The sequence below is a fragment of the Streptomyces sp. NPDC028368 genome, from assembly GCF_055565615.1.
Genome location: NZ_JBVHTY010000011.1, coordinates 217,392 through 236,030 on the forward strand (window position 1 = coordinate 217,392; position 18,639 = coordinate 236,030).

The following is an 18,639-nucleotide window of genomic DNA, read 5'->3' on the forward strand; positions in this document are numbered from 1 at the left end:
CGGAGTCGTTGCCCCCCGAGGATCCTGCGGGGGCACCCACTCCTCAAGGCATCAAGGGAAGCGTGGCCATTTGCGCCACGGACCAGGTCAATGGCCCCAGCACGATCACAAGAGCCATGGCGCGCAGAGCGGCGGCGCGACGCAGGACGGAGGCGGGCGCGCCGAAGCGGCGCAGGGCGGCCGTGCCGTGCGCGCGGGCCGAGCGGGATTCCACTGCGGCGGTGAGCGCGCTGGCGGTGACGCAGACGAGGACGACGGCCGCGCCGATCGCGGTGAGCGGTCCGAAAGGACGGGAGGAAGAGGCTTCGTACACCTTTACCGCCGCGTAGGTGCCGGAGGCGACCGCACACAGCACGCCGAGCGGGCGTCCGAGGCGGCGTGACTCCCCCTGGAGCACGCGGCCGGAGAGCAGACGCAGTGCACCGGGGCGTCCGGCGCACAGGAGGCGGCCGCACAGATGCACCAGGCCGGGGCCGGCCAGGACGAGACCGAGGACGGACAGAGCCCAGCCGCCCAGCACACCCGGGGGGCTGCCGACCAGCCGGCCGGGGAACGGCAGCGGCGCGCCGGAGGGGGCTGCGCTGCGGCTGGCGTAGGCCTCGATGGCCAGGCCCGCCGCCGTCAGGGCCATGCCCCAGGGGAGACCGGAGGGGTTGCCCGCCTTGGCGGGGGCCTCGGTGTCGGGCTCCGCGGCGATGTTGTCGCTGCGGGGGCGCAAGGAAAGGGCGGTCACGGCGGCGGCGCTCAGCGGGACGACCGACAGCAGCATCAGGGCGCCGACGAGCGGGACCGGGTGGCCTGTGCCCAGCAGGTCGGAGTCGATGCCGATGGCGTCGACGGCGGTGGGCGGGGAGCCGCCGAGGTCGCCGCGCAGGCGGAAGAAGACGAGCAGGGCGAGGAGGGCGCCGAAGAGACAGGTCAGCGCGGTGGAGGCCGCGGCGAGCAGGGTCAGCCGGAGGGGGCCGAGGCCGGCGGCGGCCATGCCGCGGTGGAGGCGGGCTGCGGGGTCCGTACGGGCGACCGATGCCGCGAACTGGGCGGTGGCCGCGAGTGGGGCCGCGCACCACATCAGGCGAACCAGCGAATCATCGGCCGTGGCCGGATGGCCGGCGGCATGGCCGAGGCTGGAGAGCAGCAGGAAGCCGGTGCCGGCCGCCGCGGTGGCGACGAAGAGGCGGCGCAGCAGAACGAGGGGGTGAGAGCCGCGGGCTAGACGGAGAGCGAGCACGCTGCCCTGCTTTCCGCATCGTCGGAGGATTCGTCGGTGGCGGCCGGGGCGCCCGTGCGGCGGCCGTCGAGGAGGGTGATGGCCCGGTCGGCGACGGTGGCAATGTCGGGGTCGTGGGTCGCCAGGACCACGGTGATCTGGTGCGAGCGGGCCGCGGTGGTGAGGGTGCGCAGCACCTGGGTGCCGTCCGCGCGGTGCAGAGTGGCGGTCGGCTCGTCGGCGAACAGGACCTGGGGCCCGGCGGCGAGGGCGCGGGCGATGGCGATGCGCTGGCGCTGTGACTGGTCGAGCCGGCCGGGGCGGCGGCGGGCGCACATGCCGACGTCGAGGCGGTCGAGCCACTCCATGGCGGTGCTCTTGGCGGAGCGGTGGCCGGAGCCGCGCAGCAGGAGCGGGAGGGCGGCGTTCTCCCAGGCGGTCAGTTCGGGGACGAGGTGGGGTTCGGTGTCGATCCAGCCGAACCGGTCCAGACGCAGCCGTTCGCGGCTGGGGGAGGAGAGGGTGTGTACGGGGGCGCTGTTGAACCAGACTTCGCCCTCGGTCGGGGCGAGTTGGCCGGAAAGGCATTTGAGGAGAGTGGTCTTGCCGCTGCCGCGCGGGCCGGTGACGGCGAGGATCTCGCCCTCGCGGACGCCGAGGGAGACGCCGGTGAGGGCCGAGGTGCTGCCGTGCGTGTGGTGCAGGCCGCGGGCCCAGAGAACGTCGTTGTCAGGCGGGGCCACCATCTGCGCACCTCTTGCTTGTTCGCGTCCGTTCGTTCCCCCGACCGGGTGAACGACCTTGGAGGATATCGGTCACTGGCACGGTAAGTACTGCTGACCCCTGGTATTCGGCGCTCGGCACGGACAACGGCCCAGATTCACTCGTATAGCTGAAAATGAGTGAATCTGAGCCGTTGGATATTCAGTTGGGCACTACCGCATCAGAGTGACGCGACGGTCAGAGTGATGATCAGAGCTTGGTCCACGCCTCGGTGAGGACGCCGCGCAGGATCTGCTCGATCTCGTCGAAGACCGTCTGGTCGGCGATCAGCGGCGGGGCGAGCTGGATGACCGGGTCGCCACGGTCGTCGGCGCGGCAGTAGAGGCCGGCGTCGTACAGCGCCTTGGAGAGGAAGCCGTACAGGACGCGCTCGGTCTCCTCGTCGTTGAAGGACTCCTTGGTGGCCTTGTCCTTGACGAGCTCGATGCCGTAGAAGAAGCCGTTGCCGCGGACGTCGCCGACGATCGGCAGGTCGTGCAGCTTCTCCAGGGTGCTCTTGAAGGCGCCTTCGTTGTCGAGGACGTGCTTGTTGAGGCCCTCGCGCTCGAAGATGTCGAGGTTGGCGACACCGACGGCCGCGGAGACCGGGTGGCCACCGAAGGTGTAGCCGTGCAGGAAGGTGTTGTCACCCTTGTAGAACGGCTCGGCCAGGCGGTCGGAGATGATGCAGGCGCCTATCGGGGAGTAGCCCGAGGTCATGCCCTTGGCGCAGGTGATCATGTCCGGGATGTAGCCGAACTTGTCACAGGCGAACGTCGTGCCCAGGCGGCCGAAGGCGCAGATGACCTCGTCGGAGACGAGCAGCACGTCGTACTGGTCACAGATCTCGCGGACCCGCTGGAAGTAGCCGGGCGGCGGCGGGAAGCAGCCACCGGCGTTCTGCACCGGCTCGAGGAAGACCGCGGCGACGGTCTCGGGGCCCTCGAAGAGGATCTGCTGCTCGATCTGGTCGGCGGCCCAGCGGCCGAAGGCCTCGGGGTCGTCGCCGTGGATCGGGGCGCGGTAGATGTTGGTGTTCGGCACCTTGTGCGCGCCGGGGACCAGCGGCTCGAAGGGGGCCTTCAGGGCCGGCAGGCCGGTGATGGACAGGGCGCCCTGCGGGGTGCCGTGGTAGGCCACCGCGCGGGAAATCACCTTGTGCTTCATCGGCTTGCCGGTGAGCTTGAAGTACTGCTTGGCCAGCTTCCAGGCGGTCTCGACGGCCTCGCCACCACCGGTGGTGAAGAAGACCTTGTTCAGGTCGCCGGGGGCCTCGTTGGCCAGGCGCTCGGCCAGCTCCACGCCCTTGGGGTGGGCGTAGGACCACAGGGGGAAGAAGGCGAGCTCCTGCGCCTGCTTGTAGGCGGTCTCGGCGAGCTCGACCCGGCCGTGGCCGGCGTTGACCACAAAGAGGCCGGCGAGGCCGTCGATGTAGCGCTTGCCCTTGTCGTCGTAGATGTTGGTGCCTTCACCGCGCACAATCGTGGGCACGGGGGCATTCTCGTACGACGACATGCGGGTGAAGTGCATCCACAGGTGGTCGTATGCCGTCTTGGAGAGGTCGCGGCTCATTGCTATCTCGTTCCCCAGGTGTAGGTCTGCTTCCGGAGCTTGAGGTAGACGAAGCTCTCGGTGGTCCGGACGCCGGGAAGCGTGCGGATCCGCTTGTTGATCATTTCCAGAAGGTGATCGTCGTCCTCGCAGACGATCTCGATGATGAGATCGAAGGAGCCCGCGGTCATGACGACGTACTCGACCTCTTCCATGGTCGTCAGAGCGTCGGCCACGGGGTCGAGGTCACCTTCGACGTTGATGCCGACCATTGCCTGCCGACGGAAACCGACCGTGAGGGGGTCGGTGACCGCGACGATCTGCATCACGCCTTGGTCGAGCAGTTTCTGTACGCGCTGGCGCACAGCCGCCTCGGACAGGCCGACGGCCTTGCCGATCGCGGCGTACGGACGGCGCCCGTCCTCCTGGAGCTGCTCGATGATCGCCAGGGAGACGGAGTCGATCGACGGAGTGCCGTTTCTGTCACGAGTGGCCACGTCCCTCACTGTGCACCAGCCTCGACAGTCTTGCAACCCCAAACCGATGAAATCAGTTGTGGAGTGATCTAAATTTCACTGATTTCGTTGTTCACGGGTGTCGGGTGTGTTGAAAACGTCGGTTCCATGGCTAGGGTGGACCCAAACCAACCTGACATCTGACTGAAGGGGGCGCACCAGTGACCACCGCACTGCGTCGTCTGCGCAACTACATCGACGGGGAGTTCCGGGACGCCGCCGACGGGCGGACCACCGAGGTGGTCAACCCGGCGACGGGTGAGGCGTACGCCACCGCCCCTCTTTCGGCCGCCGCCGACGTGGACGCGGCCATGGCCGCCGCCGAGGCCGCCTTCCCCGCCTGGCGCGACCTGATCCCGGCCGAGCGCCAGAAGGTACTGCTCAAGATCGCCGACCGTTTCGAGGAGCGGGCGGAGGAGCTGATCGCCGCCGAGTCCGAGAACTGCGGCAAGCCGATCGCCCTCGTACGCTCCGAGGAAATCCCGCCGATGGTGGACCAGATCCGCTTCTTCGCGGGTGCCGCCCGGATGCTGGAGGGCCGCTCGGCCGGCGAGTACATGGAGGGCTTCACGTCCATCATCCGGCGCGAGCCGGTCGGCGTCTGCGCGCAGGTCGCGCCGTGGAACTACCCGATGATGATGGCCGTGTGGAAGTTCGCCCCGGCGCTGGCCGCGGGCAACACCGTCGTGATCAAGCCGTCCGACACCACCCCCGCCTCGACGGTGCTGATCGCCGACATCATCGGCAGCGTGCTGGACGAGCTGGGCCACTCCCGCGGCGTCTTCAACGTCATCTGCGGTGACCGCGAGACCGGCCGCCTGATGGTCGAGCACAAGGTCCCGGCGATGGCCTCCATCACCGGCTCGGTGCGCGCCGGTATGCAGGTCGCCGAGTCCGCCGCCAAGGACCTCAAGCGGGTCCACCTGGAGCTGGGCGGCAAGGCGCCGGTCGTCGTCTTCGAGGACACCGACATCGCCAAGGCCGTCGAGGACATCGCGGTGGCCGGTTACTTCAACGCCGGCCAGGACTGTACGGCCGCGACCCGCGTGCTCGTCCAGGACTCCATCCACGACGAGTTCGTCGCCGCGCTGGCCAAGGCCGCGTCGGAGACCAAGACCGGTGCGGTCGACGACGAGGACGTGCTCTTCGGCCCGCTGAACAACGCCAACCAGCTCAAGCAGGTCAAGGGCTTCATCGAGCGGCTGCCCGCACACGCCAAGATCGAGGCGGGCGGCGAGCAGGTCGGCGACAAGGGCTACTTCTTCGCCCCGACCGTCGTCTCCGGCCTCAAGCAGGACGACGAGATCGTCCAGCAGGAGGTCTTCGGCCCGGTCATCACCGTCCAGTCCTTCTCCGAGGAGAAGGAGGCACTGGAGTGGGCCAACGGCGTCGAGTACGCGCTCGCGTCCTCCGTGTGGACCAAGGACCACGCTCGCGCCATGCGGATGTCCAAGAGCCTCGACTTCGGCTGTGTGTGGATCAACACCCACATCCCGTTGGTCGCCGAGATGCCGCACGGCGGATTCAAGAAGTCCGGCTACGGCAAGGACCTTTCGGCCTACGGGTTCGAGGACTACACCCGCATCAAGCACGTGATGACCTCGCTGGACGGCTGACCCGACCAGCCCGGCCGGTCGGCCGACCTCACCTGACCTGACCGCAGGCCTGACCGGCCGATCAGGGGGATCCCCACCGTCGAGCGCCACGGAACGCTCGACACACCGTCGCGGGCGGAGGCCCGGCAGTTGACGCTCTGTCTCTTGCCGCCTCCGCCCGCGGCACGTGAGAGTGCTCGCCATGGCTGATCTTTCGCGGCGCGGGCTGCTCCGGGGTATGGGCGGAATCGGTGTGACGGGCGCGCTGGCCGCCATGACCGGATGCGGGGTGCCGCCCGCGTACGTCAAAGCGGCGGACCGCAGGAGTACCGACCGCTCGGCGCAGGACCGCAGGATCGTCTTCGCCAACTGGCCGCTGTACATCGACGTCGATGATCACGACAAACAGCGCCGGCCCACCCTGGACGCCTTCCAGCGCCGCACCGGGATCTCCGTCACCTACAACGAGGAGATCAACGACAACGACGAGTTCTTCGGGAAGATCAGCCCCGCGCTGATGAACCACCAGAGCACCGGCCGCGATCTGATCGTCATCAGCGACTGGATGTGCGCCCGGTTCGTCCGGCTGGGGTGGGTCCAGGAGATGGACCGGGCCGCCCAGCCGCATGTCGCCAAGAACCTCGATCCGCTGCTGCGCACCCCCCACTTCGACCCGGGCCGCAAGCACTCCGTGCCCTGGCAGTCCGGGATCACCGGCATCGCCTACAACCGCAAGAAGCTCGGCCGGGAGATCCGGCACACCTCCGACCTGTGGAAGAACGACCTGCGGGGCCGGGTCACGCTGCTGTCCGGCCTGGACGAGTCGTTCGCCATGCTCATGCAGGGGAACGGTGTCGACATCACCCGCTGGACCGCCGACGACTTCCACCGGCTGGTGGACCAGATACGCGGCCTGGTCGGCAAGGGCCACATCCGGCGCTTCACCGGCAACGACTACATCAAGGACCTCGACTCCGGGGACGTGCTCGCCGCGCAGGCCTACTCCGGCGATGTGATCCAGCTCCAGGCGGACAACCCGGACATCGAGTTCGTCGTACCGCAGGAGGGCGCCGAGCTGTGGGCGGAGAGCCTGATGATCCCCAACCTCGCTGACCACAAGCGCAACGCCGAGCGACTGATCGACTACTACTACCGGCCGGAGGTCGCCGCCGACCTCGCCGCCTGGGTCAACTACGTCTGCCCCGTCCCGGCCGCACGCGACATCCTCGCCTCCTCCAAGGACAAGGAGCGCGCCGCGCTCGCCGAGGACCCGTTGATCTTCCCCGACGACGCGATGCGCAAGCGGCTGGCCATCGCCCGCGACATCACCTCCGCGGAGCGCACCGCATTCGCCAAGGAGTGGAACGCGATCGTGGGGCTGTGAGGCGGGCGAGGAAGCGGAGCCGGAGATGTCGCGCGGCGCGTACAGTGCTGTGATCACCCGTCAACTCCCATGCCAGAGTTGCCTTTCATGACGTTCCTGTCCTCCAAGTCAGCCGCTTCCTCGGCTTCCTCCGCTTCCTTCACTTCTTCCACTTCCTCCGCTTCCTCTGCTCGCTCCCTGGCCGGGGATTTCTCCGGGGCCGCGGTGCCGCCGGTGTCCGCCCCGTCGAAGTCGTCGCCGCGCGAGATCTCCCCGGCCGTCACCCTTGGCCTGTTTGCCGCCTGGGCCTTGCACGACACGGAGGAGGTGGTATTCGGGCCGCGCTGGATACGGGAGAACGTGCCGGTTCTGCGTAAGCGGTTTCCGCAAGTGCCGGAGTCCGTCTGGCGGTTCATGGAGAGCTTCGACGAGCGGGAGTTCCGGGCCGCGGTGGGCGTGATGGCGGTCATCGTGGCCGCCGCGGCGGCAAGCGGGCACCGTACGGGAGGCCGCTCCGCGTTTTTCCGGAGCACCCTGGACGGCTTCGGGCTGCACGGCGTCATGCACCTCGCCCAGGCGGCGGCCGCCCGCGGCTACACCCCGGGCTCCGCCACCTCGCCCGTCATCGTCATTCCGTTCACCTTGTGGGCACGCGGACGTCTGCGGCGGGCCGAACGGCTCGAGCCGGTGTCCGTACGGGGCATGGCGCGCGGTGTGGCCGTGGCGGGGGCGGCCACGGTGGTCTCCCATGCGGTGGCGCGCACGGTGATCGGCCGCGGGCGGCGGGCCGGTCTGCGGGCCGGTCTGCGCAGTGCCCGGGGCTGACGGGCTCCCCAGGTCAGGCGCCGGCCGTGAGTCGCGGTATGCCGTCCTCGGCGTAGGGACTGATCGGTGACTCGTGGCTGGAGCTGCTCGCATCGAAAATCGTCACACCCCCATGAAAGCGCAAGGGTCTGACAGCGGGCCCTTTCCCGCCGGCCTCGCCCCATGCCCCCAGGCCAGGGGCCTGCTTCGGCGACCGTATGCTCCGGACATGAGTCGCATGGCGGGTGCGGGATGAGGGCCGCGGTCAGCCGCTGGGAGGCGGGGATCTGCCGGTCGCGGGTGCTGCAGGAGCCGGACGGTGCGCGGCTGGAGGCGGCGCTGGCCGAGCTGGACGGTGCGGTCTGCACGGAGCTTTCGGTGGAGCGGTGGGAGGAGGGGGGCGGCGCTCTGACGATCAGCGGTGGGCCCGAGGTCTTTCTGGTGACCGGTGAGCGCGATGACGGCGCCCTGCTTCAGCTCTGCCGTACGCGGGATGCGGGCGTCGATGTCCTGCCGGGGCGGCGGGTGCGTCCCAAGGAGCTCGGCGCCCGGTGCCTGGACGGTGACGTGAACGGCCCGCCGGAGGAGCCGATTTGGCTGGTGTGCGGTGGTCAGGGCGCGTACTTCCCCGCGCATGAGCTGGTCGACCGGGCGGCCGCGCGGTGGGCGGTGCGCGAGTTCATCGCGGGCTTCCCCGGCGGGCTCGGGGCGCCTTGGCGGGTGGAGTGAGAGAAGAGGGCGGAGAAGGCGGGTTACCGAGGCGAGCGCACGGGCCCCGGCGGCCGACGAGAGCCGCCCGCCGGGAACCCGTACCCCCTTCCGCTCGCGTCGTCAGCCGCGCCACGACTCCGCGTACGCGTCGATCTCGGACGCCAGACGGGCCTTGGCGGGGGCGTCCATGAAGGAGGCCGTGACGGCGTTCTTGGCGAGGCGGGCGAGGCCGGTCGTGTCCAGGCCCAACAGGCGGGCGGCGACGCCGTATTCGGTGTTGAGGTCGGTGCCGAACATCGGCGGGTCGTCGCTGTTGATGGTGACCACGACGCCCGCGTCGACCATCTCCTTGAGCGGGTGCTCGTCCAGCGTCCGGACCGCGCGGGTGGCGATGTTGGAGGTCGGGCAGACCTCCAGCGCGATGGCGTGCTCGGCGAGGTGGGCCAGCAGCCCGGGGTCCTGGGTGGCGCTGGTGCCATGGCCGATGCGCTCGGCGCGGAGGTCGGTGAGCGCGTCCCAGATGGTGCCGGGGCCCGTCGTCTCGCCGGCGTGCGGTACGGAGTGCAGGCCGGCCGCGATGGCGCGGTCGAAGTACGGCTTGAACTGCGGGCGTGGCACGCCGATCTCCGGGCCGCCGAGACCGAACGAGACCAGGCCCTCGGGCTGCAGGTCGCAGGCGATCCTGGCGGTCTCCTCCGCCGCCGCCAGGCCCGCCTCACCGGGGATGTCGAAGCACCAGCGCAGCACCACGCCCAGCTCGGACTCCGCGGACTTGCGGGCGTCCTCGATGGCCTCGACGAAGGCGGCGTCGGGGATGCCGCGGCTGGTCGAGCTGAAGGGGGTGACGGTCAGCTCGGCGTAGCGGATGTTCTGCCGCGCCATGTCGCGGGCGACCTCGTACGTCAGCAGCCGGACGTCGTCGGCGTCGCGGATCAGGTCCACGACGGAGAGATAGACCTCGATGAAGTGGGCGAAGTCGCGAAAGGTGAAGTAATCCGCGAGCGCTTCGGGGTCGGTGGGGACGGCGGAGTCCGGGTGCCGGGCGGCCAGTTCCGAGACGATCCGCGGCGAGGCCGATCCGACGTGGTGGACGTGCAGCTCCGCCTTGGGCAGGCCCGCGATGAATGCATCGAGATCGGACAACGGATCCTCCTGGTCGAGTGGTGTGGCGGCTGTGCGGAACGGCCTGGTCATGGTATGCGCGACCGGGATGGCGGCTCGGTGCAGGTCCTAACATGGCGGGGAGAGCAGGGGCAGGGGACAGGGGGGCAGGAGCACGTGATGGGTTATGGGCGGCGGACGCGCGATCGTTGTGCCGTGCGGCCCCCGGCCGTGCAGCCTCCGGCCGTGCAGCCCTTGGACGCCGCGCAGCACCCGCGCCCCGTCCCGCCGCCCCCGCCCGCCCCCAATTCCGCGAACCGTCCCCACTACCTCACCCACCCCGCCTACAGCGGCCCCCCGAGCCACCCGGGCTTCCCCGGCCACCCGGCGTCCCTCACCCCCCGCGCCCCCCTCGCCCACGCCGTCTGGCGTCCGGCCCGCCCGAGCAACGGCTTCGGCACCGCCGCCCTGATCGTCGGCATCGTCGGCGCGCTGCTCGGCGTCAGCATCGTTCCCGGCATCCTCCTCGGCGTCCTGGCGATCGTCTTCGGCGCCGTCGGCCGGGCCAGGCAGGGCCGGGGTGAGGCGACCAATGGCGGTACGGCCGTGGCCGGGATTGTCCTGGGCGGGATCGCGCTGCTGATCAGCGCCCTGACGGCCACCCTCATCGCGACGGCGCACTGAACCGGCGCGACGGCGCACTGAACCGGACAGCACCCAAACCCCCTACTCCGTCCCCTTCGCCCCACTCCCCTCAGCCAGCCTCTGCCGCACCTCCATCAGCGCAAACCCCAGCAGATTCAGCCCCCGCCACCGTCCCGGATGCTCGGCGCGCTCGTCGTCGGCGGCCAGGCCGATGCCCCAGATCCGGTCCACCGGGCTGGCCTCGACCAGTACCCGGGACTTCGTACCGAGCAGGAACTCGCGCAGCGCCGCGTCCTGGCCGAATTTGTGCATATTGCCCTCGACCACCAGGCCGAAGCGGTGCTGCTGCCAGAGCGCGTCGTCGAAGCCGCGGACCCCGCGGCCGGCGTTCTTGGCCTGCTTGGGGTGGGTCGCGGCTATCGCGCGCCGCTCGGCCTCCGCGTCGTCGAACAGACGGGCCTTGCCGGCCATCATCCAGTGTTCGGCGGTGGCGTAGGTGACGCCGTCGACCGTGAAGCGGGAGGGCCACCACTGGCTGAAACAGCTCGCCCCGATGCGGCCGTCGCGCTGTGGTCGATGACCCCAGAAAGGGAGGTATTTGACGCGCTTCCCGGCGGCGGTCGCCGCACGGAGCTCCTCGACCGAGCGCGGGCCGTCCGCCTCGCGAGGGATCGTGTCCTGCGTGTCGGTCCCCGTGATGTTGTGCATCATGCCGGGATTCTGTCAGCGGGCACCGACAACGTGTCGGGGGGCCGGCGACGAAAATCGCAGAATTCGTCGCGTAACCAAAAGGCAACAACGGAATCACTTGTTGGTGGCCTTTTCCTCTGTCAAGATCGGCCATCGATTCCGGAAATAGCTACGCCTGGCTGTGCCGCTGAGCGGCCCCGGTGCCAGGCGGAGGAGAGCACCATGGATCACCGTTTCGATGTCAGCGAGCGATTCGCTCAGGGCGCGCAATTCATCGCGGGGAGTCTGAGCAGCGGCACCTCGGGCCGCACCCAGGCGGTGGTGGACCCGGCGACCGGCGAACAGGTGTACTCCTACGAACTCGCAGGTACGGCGGATGTGGACGCCGCGGTCGAGGCTGCCGAGCGGGCGTTCCCCGAATGGGGCGGCGCCACCCCGGGGGAGCGTTCCGACGCGCTGCACCGCTTCGCCGCCGCGCTCGCCGAGGACGCCGGTGATCTCGCCTTCGCCGAATCGCTGAACTGTGGAAAACCGATCAAGCTCAGCAAAGAGTTCGATGTACCGGGGTCGATCGACAACGCCGCGTTCTTCGCGGGTGCCGCCCGCCATCTGGAGGGCAAGGCGGCCGGTGAATACAGCGCCGATCACACCTCCGTCATCCGCCGGGAACCGATCGGAGTCGTCGGTTCCATCGCCCCCTGGAACTATCCGCTCCAGATGGCCGCCTGGAAGGTGCTGCCGGCCATCGCCGCGGGCAACACCATCGTCCTCAAGCCCGCCGAGATCACCCCGCTGACCTCGCTGCTGTTCGCGCAGGCCGCGCAGCGGGCGGGGCTGCCCGACGGTGTGATCAACATCGTCTCCGGCGCGGGCCGGGACGCCGGCGAGCGCCTGGTGGGCCATCCCGCGGTCGCCATGACCTCCTTCACCGGCTCGACCGGCGTCGGCAAGCGCGTCGCAGAGATCGCCACCGGCACGGTCAAGCGGCTCCACCTCGAGCTGGGCGGCAAGGCCCCGTTCGTCGTCTTCGACGACGCGGACCTGGAGGCCGCCGTCCACGGTGCGGTCGCCGGCGCGCTGATCAACACCGGCCAGGACTGCACCGCCGCCACCCGCGCCTACGTCCAGCGCCCGCTCTACGACGCCTTCGTCAGCGGCGTCGCCGACCTGATGGCCACCGTACGGCTGGGCGACCCCTTCGACCCGTCCACCGACCTCGGCCCGCTGATCTCGCACGCCCAGCGCGACCGGGTGGCCGGATTCGTCGACCGGGCGCGCGGCTACGCCACCGTGGTCACCGGCGGCGAGGTCCCCGGCGGCGAGCTGGCCAAGGGCGCGTACTACCGGCCCACGCTGATCGCCGGTGCCGCGCAGGACAGCGAGATCGTGCAGTCCGAGATCTTCGGGCCGGTGCTGGTCGTGCTGCCCTTCGACAGTGACGACGAGGGCATCGCGCTCGCCAACGACACCCCCTACGGGCTGGCCGCCTCCGCCTGGAGCCGGGACGTCTACCGCACCGGCCGGGCCACCCGCGAGATCAACGCGGGCTGCGTCTGGGTCAACGACCACATCCCGATCATCAGCGAGATGCCGCACGGCGGCGCCAAGGCGTCCGGCTTCGGCAAGGACATGTCGGCCTACTCCTTCGAGGAGTACACGCAGGTCAAGCACGTCATGTACGACAACACCGCGGTCGCCAGGAAGGACTGGCACCGCACGGTCTTCGGGGACCGCGCCTAGGTCCCGGCCCCAGGGTGCCCCACCGCGTACGGCGGGGCGCCCGCCCCCTCCGCGGCACCGTCACCACCGGCCGAGCGCCGGGCACAACCCCTGAAAGGGCACCGCGCATGGAGCACCACGAGCAGCCCGAACCCCTCTCCGCGGCCGAACTGGCCGCCATGCGCCGCAGCCTGACCAGCGGCCGCCTCGCCATGACCCGCCGCTCGCTGCTGCGCGCGAGCGGCGCCATGGCCGCCTTGGCGGGCGGCATGGGCGCCTTGTCGGCCTGCGGGATCCCGCCCGCGGGCCGTACCGACGCCGGGAGTTCCACGGACCACTCCGCGGCGGAGAAGCGCATCAACTTCTCCAACTGGACCGAGTACATGGACGTCTCCGAGGACGGCAAGCACCGGCCGACCCTGGACGCCTTCACCAAGCGCACCGGCATCGCCGTCAAGTACACCGAGGACATCAACGACAACGACGAGTTCTTCGGCAAGATCCAGGCGCAGCTGGCGAACGGCCAGGACACCGGCCGCGATCTGATCGTGCTCACCGACTGGATGTGCGCGCGGATGATCTCCCTGGGCTGGATCCAGGCCCTGGACACGGCCAACATGCCGCACGCCTACGCCAACCTCTCGGCGCAGTACCGCGACCCCGCCTGGGACCCGGGCCGCGCACACTCCTACGTCTGGCAGGGCATCCCGGCGATCATCGCGTACAACAAGAAGGCGACCGGCGGCAAGAAGGTCGACTCGGTCAGCCAGCTGCTGGAGGACCCCGACCTCAAGGGACGCGTCGGATTCCTCTCCGAGATGCGCGACAGCGTCGGCCTGACCCTGCTGGACATGGGCAAACGGCCCGAGGACGTCACCGCCGACGACTACGACGCCGCCCTCGCCCGGCTCCAGAAGGGCGTCGACAACAAGCAGATACGCCGCTTCACCGGCAACGACTACACCACCGACCTGGACAAGGGAGACCTCGCCGCCTGCGTCGCCTGGGCCGGGGACATCGTCCAGCTGCAGAGCGACAACCCGGACATCGCCTATGCGATCCCCAAGTCCGGCTATATGACGTCGACCGACAACCTGATGGTGCCCAACAAGGCACGTCACAAGAAGAACGCCGAACGGCTCATCGACTACTTCTACGAGCCGAAGGCGGCCGCCCGGCTCGCGGCGTACATCAACTACGCCTGCCCCGTCGACGGCGTACGCGAGGAACTCGCCAAGATCGACAAGAAGGCGGCGGACAACCCGCTGATCCTGCCGGACAAGGAGATGGCCGCCAGGTCCCACTCCTTCCGCGCCCTGACGGGCAAGGAGAACAAGGTCTTCACCCAGAAGTTCTCCACCCTCACCGGCGCCTGACGCGACCGCCGCCGCAAGGCCCGTACGAGCCGCTTTGGCCCACGACACATGGGACGACCGACATGACCAAGACCGAGACCCCTCAGAGCAGCGGCGGTGACGTCCGCCTCCACGGGATCAGCAAAACCTACGGCTCCTTCACCGCCGTCCACCCGCTCGACCTCACCGTTCCCGCGGGCTCCTTCTTCGCGCTGCTGGGTGCCTCGGGCTGCGGCAAGACCACCACCCTGCGGATGATCGCCGGGCTGGAGGACCCCACCACCGGGACCGTTGAGCTCTCCGGCCAGGACGTCACCGACCTGCCGCCCTACAAGCGGCAGGTCAACACCGTCTTCCAGAACTACGCGCTCTTCCCGCACCTGGACATCTACGAGAACGTCGCCTTCGGGCTGCGCCGCCGCGGCATCAAGTCCGTCAAGAAGCAGGTCGAGGACATGCTCGACCTCGTCCAGCTCGGCCCGATGGCGCGCCGCAAGCCGCAACAGCTCTCCGGCGGCCAGCAACAGCGCGTCGCCGTCGCCCGCGCGCTGATCAACCACCCCCAGGTGCTGCTCCTCGACGAGCCGCTGGGCGCCCTCGACCTCAAGCTGCGCCGCCAGATGCAACTGGAGCTCAAGCGCATCCAGACCGAGGTCGGCATCACCTTCGTGCATGTCACCCACGACCAGGAGGAGGCCATGACCATGGCCGACACCGTGGCCGTGATGAACGGCGGCCGGGTCGAACAGCTCGGCGCCCCCGCCGACCTCTACGAGAACCCCGCCACCACCTTCGTCGCCAACTTCCTGGGCACCTCCAACCTCATCGAGGCCGAGGTCGTCGAGGCCGGCGACCGTCAGCATGGCGACCTGCTGCTCAAGGCCGCCGACAGCAAGCTGCGGCTGCCCGCCGCCCGATGTAGCACCACCGCCCGCAGCGGCGAGAAGGTGCTGGCCGGGGTACGGCCCGAGAAGATGGCACTGCGCCACGCCGACGACGCCGGGGCCATCACCGACGGCCACAACCGCCTCTCCGGCCGTATCAAGGACGCCAGCTTCATCGGCGTCTCCACCCAGTACGTCATCGAGGCACCGGGCCTGGGCGAACTCGCCGTCTACGAGCAGAACATCGAGCGCGACGGCCGGCTCATACCGGGCGCCGAGGTGGTCGTGCACTGGAACCCGGCGCACACCTTCGGGCTGGACGCCACCCAGGACATCGCGGCCGGAGCGGACCTCGACGAGGAGGCCGCGTGAGCGAGTGCAGCGAGCGAACCATGGACAGGTGTGCGCCGAGCGGGTGCGAGGCCGAGCGAAGCGAGGTATCGGCATGAGTACCACCGAGGCCCCCGCGGAGCAGGCCGCTCCCACCGAGCCGCTCGCCCTCCGCAAGATCCCCACCCGCAAGCGGCTGATCCCCTACTGGCTGCTGCTGCCCGGCATCCTGTGGCTGATCGTCTTCTTCGCCGCGCCGCTGGTCTACCAGGCGTCGACGTCCATCCAGACCGGCTCCCTCGAAGAGGGCTTCAAGGTCACCTGGCACTTCGCCACCTACTGGGACGCACTCGGCGAGTACTGGCCGCAGTTCGTGCGCTCCGTGGCGTACGCCGCCGTCGCCACCGTGCTCTGCCTGGTGCTGGGCTACCCGCTGGCCTATCTCATCGCCTTCAAGGCCGGACGCTGGCGCAATGTCGTGATGATCCTGGTCATCGCACCGTTCTTCACCAGCTTCCTGATCCGCACGCTGGCCTGGAAGACGATCCTGGCGGACGGCGGACCGGTCGTCGGCGCCCTCAATTCGCTGCACATCCTGGATGTCACCAGCGCCCTGGGCATCACCGAAGGACACCGGGTGCTGGCCACCCCGCTCGCGGTGGTCTGCGGACTGACCTACAACTTCCTGCCGTTCATGATCCTGCCGCTCTACACCTCTCTGGAGCGCATCGACCCCCGGCTCCACGAGGCGGCGGGTGACCTGTACGCCCGCCCGTCCACCACCTTCCGCCGGGTGACCTTCCCGCTGTCCATGCCGGGCGTCGTCGCGGGCACCCTGCTCACCTTCATCCCGGCCGCAGGCGACTACATCAACGCCGAACTGCTGGGCTCCACCGACCAGAAGATGATCGGCAACGTCATCCAGTCGCAGTTCCTGCGGGTCCTGGACTATCCGACCGCCGCCGCCCTCTCCTTCATCCTCATGGCGGCCATCCTCGCCATGGTCACCATCTACATCCGCAAGTCGGGGACGGAGGACCTGGTCTGATGGCCGTACGAGACAACACAGCGGTACGGGAAGCCACCCCGGCCACCCCTGCCACCGCGCCACGCACCGCGGGCAAGGGCCTGCGCTGGCTGCGCCGCCACATCATCACGATCGCGGGCCTGGTCACACTGGGCTACCTGATCCTGCCCAACATCGTCGTGATGGTGTTCTCCTTCAACAAGCCCAACGGCCGCTTCAACTACCAGTGGCAGCACTTCTCCACGGATGCCTGGACCGATCCGTGCGGCGTCGCCGACCTGTGCGGATCGCTCGGGCTGAGCCTGCAGATCGCGATCTGGGCCACCCTCGGCGCGACCGCCCTCGGCACGATGATCTCCTTCGCGCTGGCGCGCTACCGCTTCCGGGCCCGCGCCTCCGTCAACACCCTGATCTTCCTGCCGATGGCCATGCCCGAGGTCGTCATGGCCGCCTCACTGGCCACCCTGTTCCTCAACATGGGCATCCCGTTCGGCTTCTGGACGATCCTGATCGCGCACATCATGTTCTGCCTCAGCTTTGTCGTCACCGCCGTCAAAGCACGCGTGATGAGCATGGACCCGCGCCTGGAACAGGCCGCCCAGGACCTCTACGCCTCGCCGGTGCAGACCTTCCTGCGCGTCACGCTCCCGATCGCCGCCCCCGGTATCGCCGCCGGCGCCCTGCTCTCCTTCGCCCTCTCCTTCGACGACTTCATCATCACCAACTTCAATGCCGGCTCCACCGTGACCTTTCCCATGTTCGTCTGGGGATCGGCGCAGCGGGGCACACCCGTTCAGATCAATGTCATCGGTACGGCGATGTTCCTGATCGCCGTGCTCTGCGTAGTCGTCGGCCAGTTCGCCGGCAAACGCCGTAAGAGGAGCTGAGAACCATGGCACGAGCTGCCATGACCCCGTCCCCCGTCCATGCGCTCGCCGATGCCGAGCCGACGCCGTTCTGGCTGGCGGACCCCGCCCGCCCGGCGGCCGAACCCGCCCTCGTGGGCGACGAGACCTGCGATCTGCTGGTCGTCGGCGGCGGCTACTCGGGCCTGTGGACCGCGCTGATCGCCAAGGAGCGCGACCCCCAGCGCGATGTCGTCCTGATCGAGGGCGCCGAGATCGGCTGGGCAGCCTCCGGGCGCAACGGCGGCTTCTGCGCCGCCTCCCTCACCCACGGCCTCGGCAACGGCCTGGCCCGCTGGCCTGGCGAACTCGCCAAGCTCGAAGAGCTCGGCATCCAGAACCTCGACGCCATCGGGGACGCCGTCGCCCGCTACGGCATCGACTGCGCCTTCGAGCGCACCGGTGAGATCGACATCGCCACCGAGCCGCACCAGATCGCCGAGCTCAAGGAGGCCGCGGAGGACGCCGCCAAGCTGGGCCTGGACCGGCACACCTTCCTCGACCAGGACGAACTGCGCGCCGAGGTCGACTCACCGACCTTCCGCGCCGGCCTGTGGGACCGCGACGGCGTCGCCATGCTCAACCCGGCCCGTCTCGCCTGGGGCCTGAAGAAGGCCTGCCTGGACCTCGGCGTCCGGATCTACGAGCGCACCCGCGGCACCGCCCTGTCCTCCGAGGGCATGGGCATGGCCGTCCGCACCCCCTACGGCCGGGTCTTCGCCCGCCATGTCGCGCTCGGCACCAATGCCTTCCCGTCGCTGGTCAAGCGGGTACGCCCGTACATCGTCCCGGTCTACGATCACGCCCTGATGACCGAGCCGCTGACCGACGAGCAGCTCGCCGCCATCGGCTGGAAGAACCGCCAGGGCCTCTCCGACAGCAACAACCACTTCCACTACTTCCGCATCACCGCCGACAACCGCATCCTGTGGGGCGGCTACGACATCGTCTACCGCTACGGCGGTGGCGTACGCGCCGAGTACGACCAGCACCCGGCCACCTACGAGAAGCTCGCCCGGCATTTCTTCCGCTGCTTCCCGCAGCTGGAGGGCCTGCGCTTCAGCCACACCTGGGGCGGGGCCATCGACACCTGCGCCCGCTTCTCCGCCTTCTTCGGCACCGCGCACGCGGGCCGGGTCGCCTACGCCGCGGGCTACACCGGCCTCGGCGTCGGCGCCACCCGCTTCGGTGCCGAGGTGATGCTCGATCTGCTCGCGGGCGAGCGCACCGAACGCACGGAGCTGGAGATGGTGCGCAGCAAGCCGCTGCCGTTCCCGCCCGAGCCGCTGCGCTGGGCCGGCATCGGCATCACCCAGTGGTCGATGACCCGCGCCGATACGCACGGCGGGCGCCGCAATCTGTGGCTGAAGGCCATGGACAAGGTGGGCCTCGGCTTCGACAGCTGACACACAACGGGGGGCGGGCGACAGAGAGTTGCGCGCCCCCCTGGTGCTGCGAACGCCCTCGCCGCCCGC

General features: G+C 69.5%; 18 protein-coding genes. 11 read left to right on the top strand and 7 right to left on the bottom strand.

Annotated features, from left to right (window positions below; translation table 11 throughout):
• Positions 1-43: 43 nt before the first annotated feature.
• From ACZ4S3_RS25490 to ACZ4S3_RS25505, 4 genes are all read right to left on the bottom strand, one after another.
• Entirely contained in the window at positions 44-1,228 is a 1,185-nt protein-coding gene (locus ACZ4S3_RS25490; RefSeq protein WP_467937924.1) for a hypothetical protein, read from the bottom strand.
• Positions 1,210-1,953 (bottom strand): ABC transporter ATP-binding protein, encoded by a 744-nt coding sequence (locus ACZ4S3_RS25495; RefSeq protein WP_467937925.1) that lies wholly within the window; start codon positions 1,951-1,953, stop codon positions 1,210-1,212. Before ACZ4S3_RS25495 ends, ACZ4S3_RS25490 begins: the two co-directional genes overlap by 19 nt.
• A 226-nt stretch (positions 1,954-2,179) precedes the next feature.
• Complete coding sequence (locus tag ACZ4S3_RS25500; protein ID WP_467937927.1) at positions 2,180-3,541, bottom strand: aspartate aminotransferase family protein; 1,362 nt, start codon at positions 3,539-3,541, stop codon at positions 2,180-2,182.
• Between the two features lie 2 nt (positions 3,542-3,543).
• A complete protein-coding gene (locus ACZ4S3_RS25505; protein ID WP_069571649.1) occupies positions 3,544-4,017 on the bottom strand; it encodes an Lrp/AsnC family transcriptional regulator in 474 nt (157 codons plus the stop codon).
• Between the two features lie 179 nt (positions 4,018-4,196).
• On the opposite strand from ACZ4S3_RS25505, the gene ACZ4S3_RS25510 reads away from it, so the two are divergent.
• Entirely contained in the window at positions 4,197-5,651 is a 1,455-nt protein-coding gene (locus tag ACZ4S3_RS25510) for a gamma-aminobutyraldehyde dehydrogenase (protein WP_467937929.1), read from the top strand.
• Positions 5,652-5,832: 181 nt separating this feature from the next.
• Positions 5,833-7,014, top strand: a complete 1,182-nt coding sequence (locus ACZ4S3_RS25515; protein ID WP_467937931.1) for a polyamine ABC transporter substrate-binding protein — start codon at positions 5,833-5,835, stop codon at positions 7,012-7,014.
• Positions 7,015-7,067: 53 nt separating this feature from the next.
• On the opposite strand, the gene ACZ4S3_RS25520 is transcribed toward ACZ4S3_RS25515, so the two are convergent.
• A complete protein-coding gene (locus ACZ4S3_RS25520; protein ID WP_467938077.1) occupies positions 7,068-7,313 on the bottom strand; it encodes a hypothetical protein in 246 nt (81 codons plus the stop codon).
• On the opposite strand from ACZ4S3_RS25520, the gene ACZ4S3_RS25525 reads away from it, so the two are divergent.
• Positions 7,261-7,818: an HXXEE domain-containing protein gene (locus tag ACZ4S3_RS25525; RefSeq protein WP_467938073.1), complete on the top strand. Its 558-nt coding sequence runs from the start codon at positions 7,261-7,263 to the stop codon at positions 7,816-7,818. The two genes, ACZ4S3_RS25520 and ACZ4S3_RS25525, sit on opposite strands and share 53 nt — an antisense overlap.
• Before the next feature lie 231 nt (positions 7,819-8,049).
• Entirely contained in the window at positions 8,050-8,526 is a 477-nt protein-coding gene (locus tag ACZ4S3_RS25530) for a hypothetical protein (protein WP_467937933.1), read from the top strand.
• A gap of 102 nt (positions 8,527-8,628) precedes the next feature.
• Here the strand turns inward: ACZ4S3_RS25530 and ACZ4S3_RS25535 are convergent, their stop codons facing one another.
• Positions 8,629-9,651 (bottom strand): adenosine deaminase, encoded by a 1,023-nt coding sequence (locus ACZ4S3_RS25535; protein WP_467937935.1) that lies wholly within the window; start codon positions 9,649-9,651, stop codon positions 8,629-8,631.
• A 204-nt stretch (positions 9,652-9,855) separates the two neighbouring features.
• Between ACZ4S3_RS25535 and ACZ4S3_RS25540 the strand changes: the two genes are divergently transcribed.
• Positions 9,856-10,293 carry a DUF4190 domain-containing protein gene (locus tag ACZ4S3_RS25540; RefSeq protein WP_467937937.1) on the top strand — a complete coding sequence of 146 codons (438 nt, stop codon included), beginning with the start codon at positions 9,856-9,858 and terminating at the stop codon, positions 10,291-10,293.
• A gap of 42 nt (positions 10,294-10,335) precedes the next feature.
• On the opposite strand, the gene ACZ4S3_RS25545 is transcribed toward ACZ4S3_RS25540, so the two are convergent.
• The gene (locus ACZ4S3_RS25545; RefSeq protein WP_467937939.1) at positions 10,336-10,965 is read right to left on the bottom strand and encodes an NADAR family protein; all 630 of its coding nucleotides are present in this window, start codon (positions 10,963-10,965) and stop codon (positions 10,336-10,338) included.
• Between the two features lie 201 nt (positions 10,966-11,166).
• Here ACZ4S3_RS25545 and ACZ4S3_RS25550 point away from each other — a divergent pair, with 201 nt between their 5' ends.
• From ACZ4S3_RS25550 to ACZ4S3_RS25575, 6 genes are all read left to right on the top strand, one after another.
• A complete protein-coding gene (locus tag ACZ4S3_RS25550) occupies positions 11,167-12,684 on the top strand; it encodes a gamma-aminobutyraldehyde dehydrogenase (protein ID WP_467937941.1) in 1,518 nt (505 codons plus the stop codon).
• A 107-nt stretch (positions 12,685-12,791) separates the two neighbouring features.
• Complete coding sequence (locus tag ACZ4S3_RS25555; protein ID WP_467937943.1) at positions 12,792-14,039, top strand: ABC transporter substrate-binding protein; 1,248 nt, start codon at positions 12,792-12,794, stop codon at positions 14,037-14,039.
• A 62-nt stretch (positions 14,040-14,101) separates the two neighbouring features.
• Positions 14,102-15,274, top strand: coding sequence for an ABC transporter ATP-binding protein (locus tag ACZ4S3_RS25560; protein WP_467937945.1), 1,173 nt, complete (start codon positions 14,102-14,104; stop codon positions 15,272-15,274).
• 73 nt (positions 15,275-15,347) lie between these two features.
• Positions 15,348-16,280: an ABC transporter permease gene (locus ACZ4S3_RS25565; RefSeq protein ID WP_467937947.1), complete on the top strand. Its 933-nt coding sequence runs from the start codon at positions 15,348-15,350 to the stop codon at positions 16,278-16,280.
• Entirely contained in the window at positions 16,280-17,146 is an 867-nt protein-coding gene (locus ACZ4S3_RS25570) for an ABC transporter permease (protein WP_467937948.1), read from the top strand. Before ACZ4S3_RS25565 ends, ACZ4S3_RS25570 begins: the two co-directional genes overlap by 1 nt.
• Before the next feature lie 5 nt (positions 17,147-17,151).
• Positions 17,152-18,570, top strand: coding sequence for an NAD(P)/FAD-dependent oxidoreductase (locus ACZ4S3_RS25575; protein ID WP_467937950.1), 1,419 nt, complete (start codon positions 17,152-17,154; stop codon positions 18,568-18,570).
• Positions 18,571-18,639: the final 69 nt, after the last annotated feature.

Coding starts and splice junctions, on each gene's coding strand:
- ACZ4S3_RS25560 (WP_467937945.1), top strand. CDS start 14,102: ATGACCAAGACCGAGACCCCTCAGAGCAGCGGCGGTGACGTCCGCCTC.
- ACZ4S3_RS25545 (WP_467937939.1), bottom strand. CDS start 10,965: ATGATGCACAACATCACGGGGACCGACACGCAGGACACGATCCCTCGC.
- ACZ4S3_RS25550 (WP_467937941.1), top strand. CDS start 11,167: ATGGATCACCGTTTCGATGTCAGCGAGCGATTCGCTCAGGGCGCGCAA.
- ACZ4S3_RS25575 (WP_467937950.1), top strand. CDS start 17,152: ATGGCACGAGCTGCCATGACCCCGTCCCCCGTCCATGCGCTCGCCGAT.
- ACZ4S3_RS25495 (WP_467937925.1), bottom strand. CDS start 1,953: ATGGTGGCCCCGCCTGACAACGACGTTCTCTGGGCCCGCGGCCTGCAC.
- ACZ4S3_RS25515 (WP_467937931.1), top strand. CDS start 5,833: ATGGCTGATCTTTCGCGGCGCGGGCTGCTCCGGGGTATGGGCGGAATC.
- ACZ4S3_RS25555 (WP_467937943.1), top strand. CDS start 12,792: ATGGAGCACCACGAGCAGCCCGAACCCCTCTCCGCGGCCGAACTGGCC.
- ACZ4S3_RS25500 (WP_467937927.1), bottom strand. CDS start 3,541: ATGAGCCGCGACCTCTCCAAGACGGCATACGACCACCTGTGGATGCAC.
- ACZ4S3_RS25530 (WP_467937933.1), top strand. CDS start 8,050: ATGAGGGCCGCGGTCAGCCGCTGGGAGGCGGGGATCTGCCGGTCGCGG.
- ACZ4S3_RS25570 (WP_467937948.1), top strand. CDS start 16,280: ATGGCCGTACGAGACAACACAGCGGTACGGGAAGCCACCCCGGCCACC.
- ACZ4S3_RS25565 (WP_467937947.1), top strand. CDS start 15,348: ATGAGTACCACCGAGGCCCCCGCGGAGCAGGCCGCTCCCACCGAGCCG.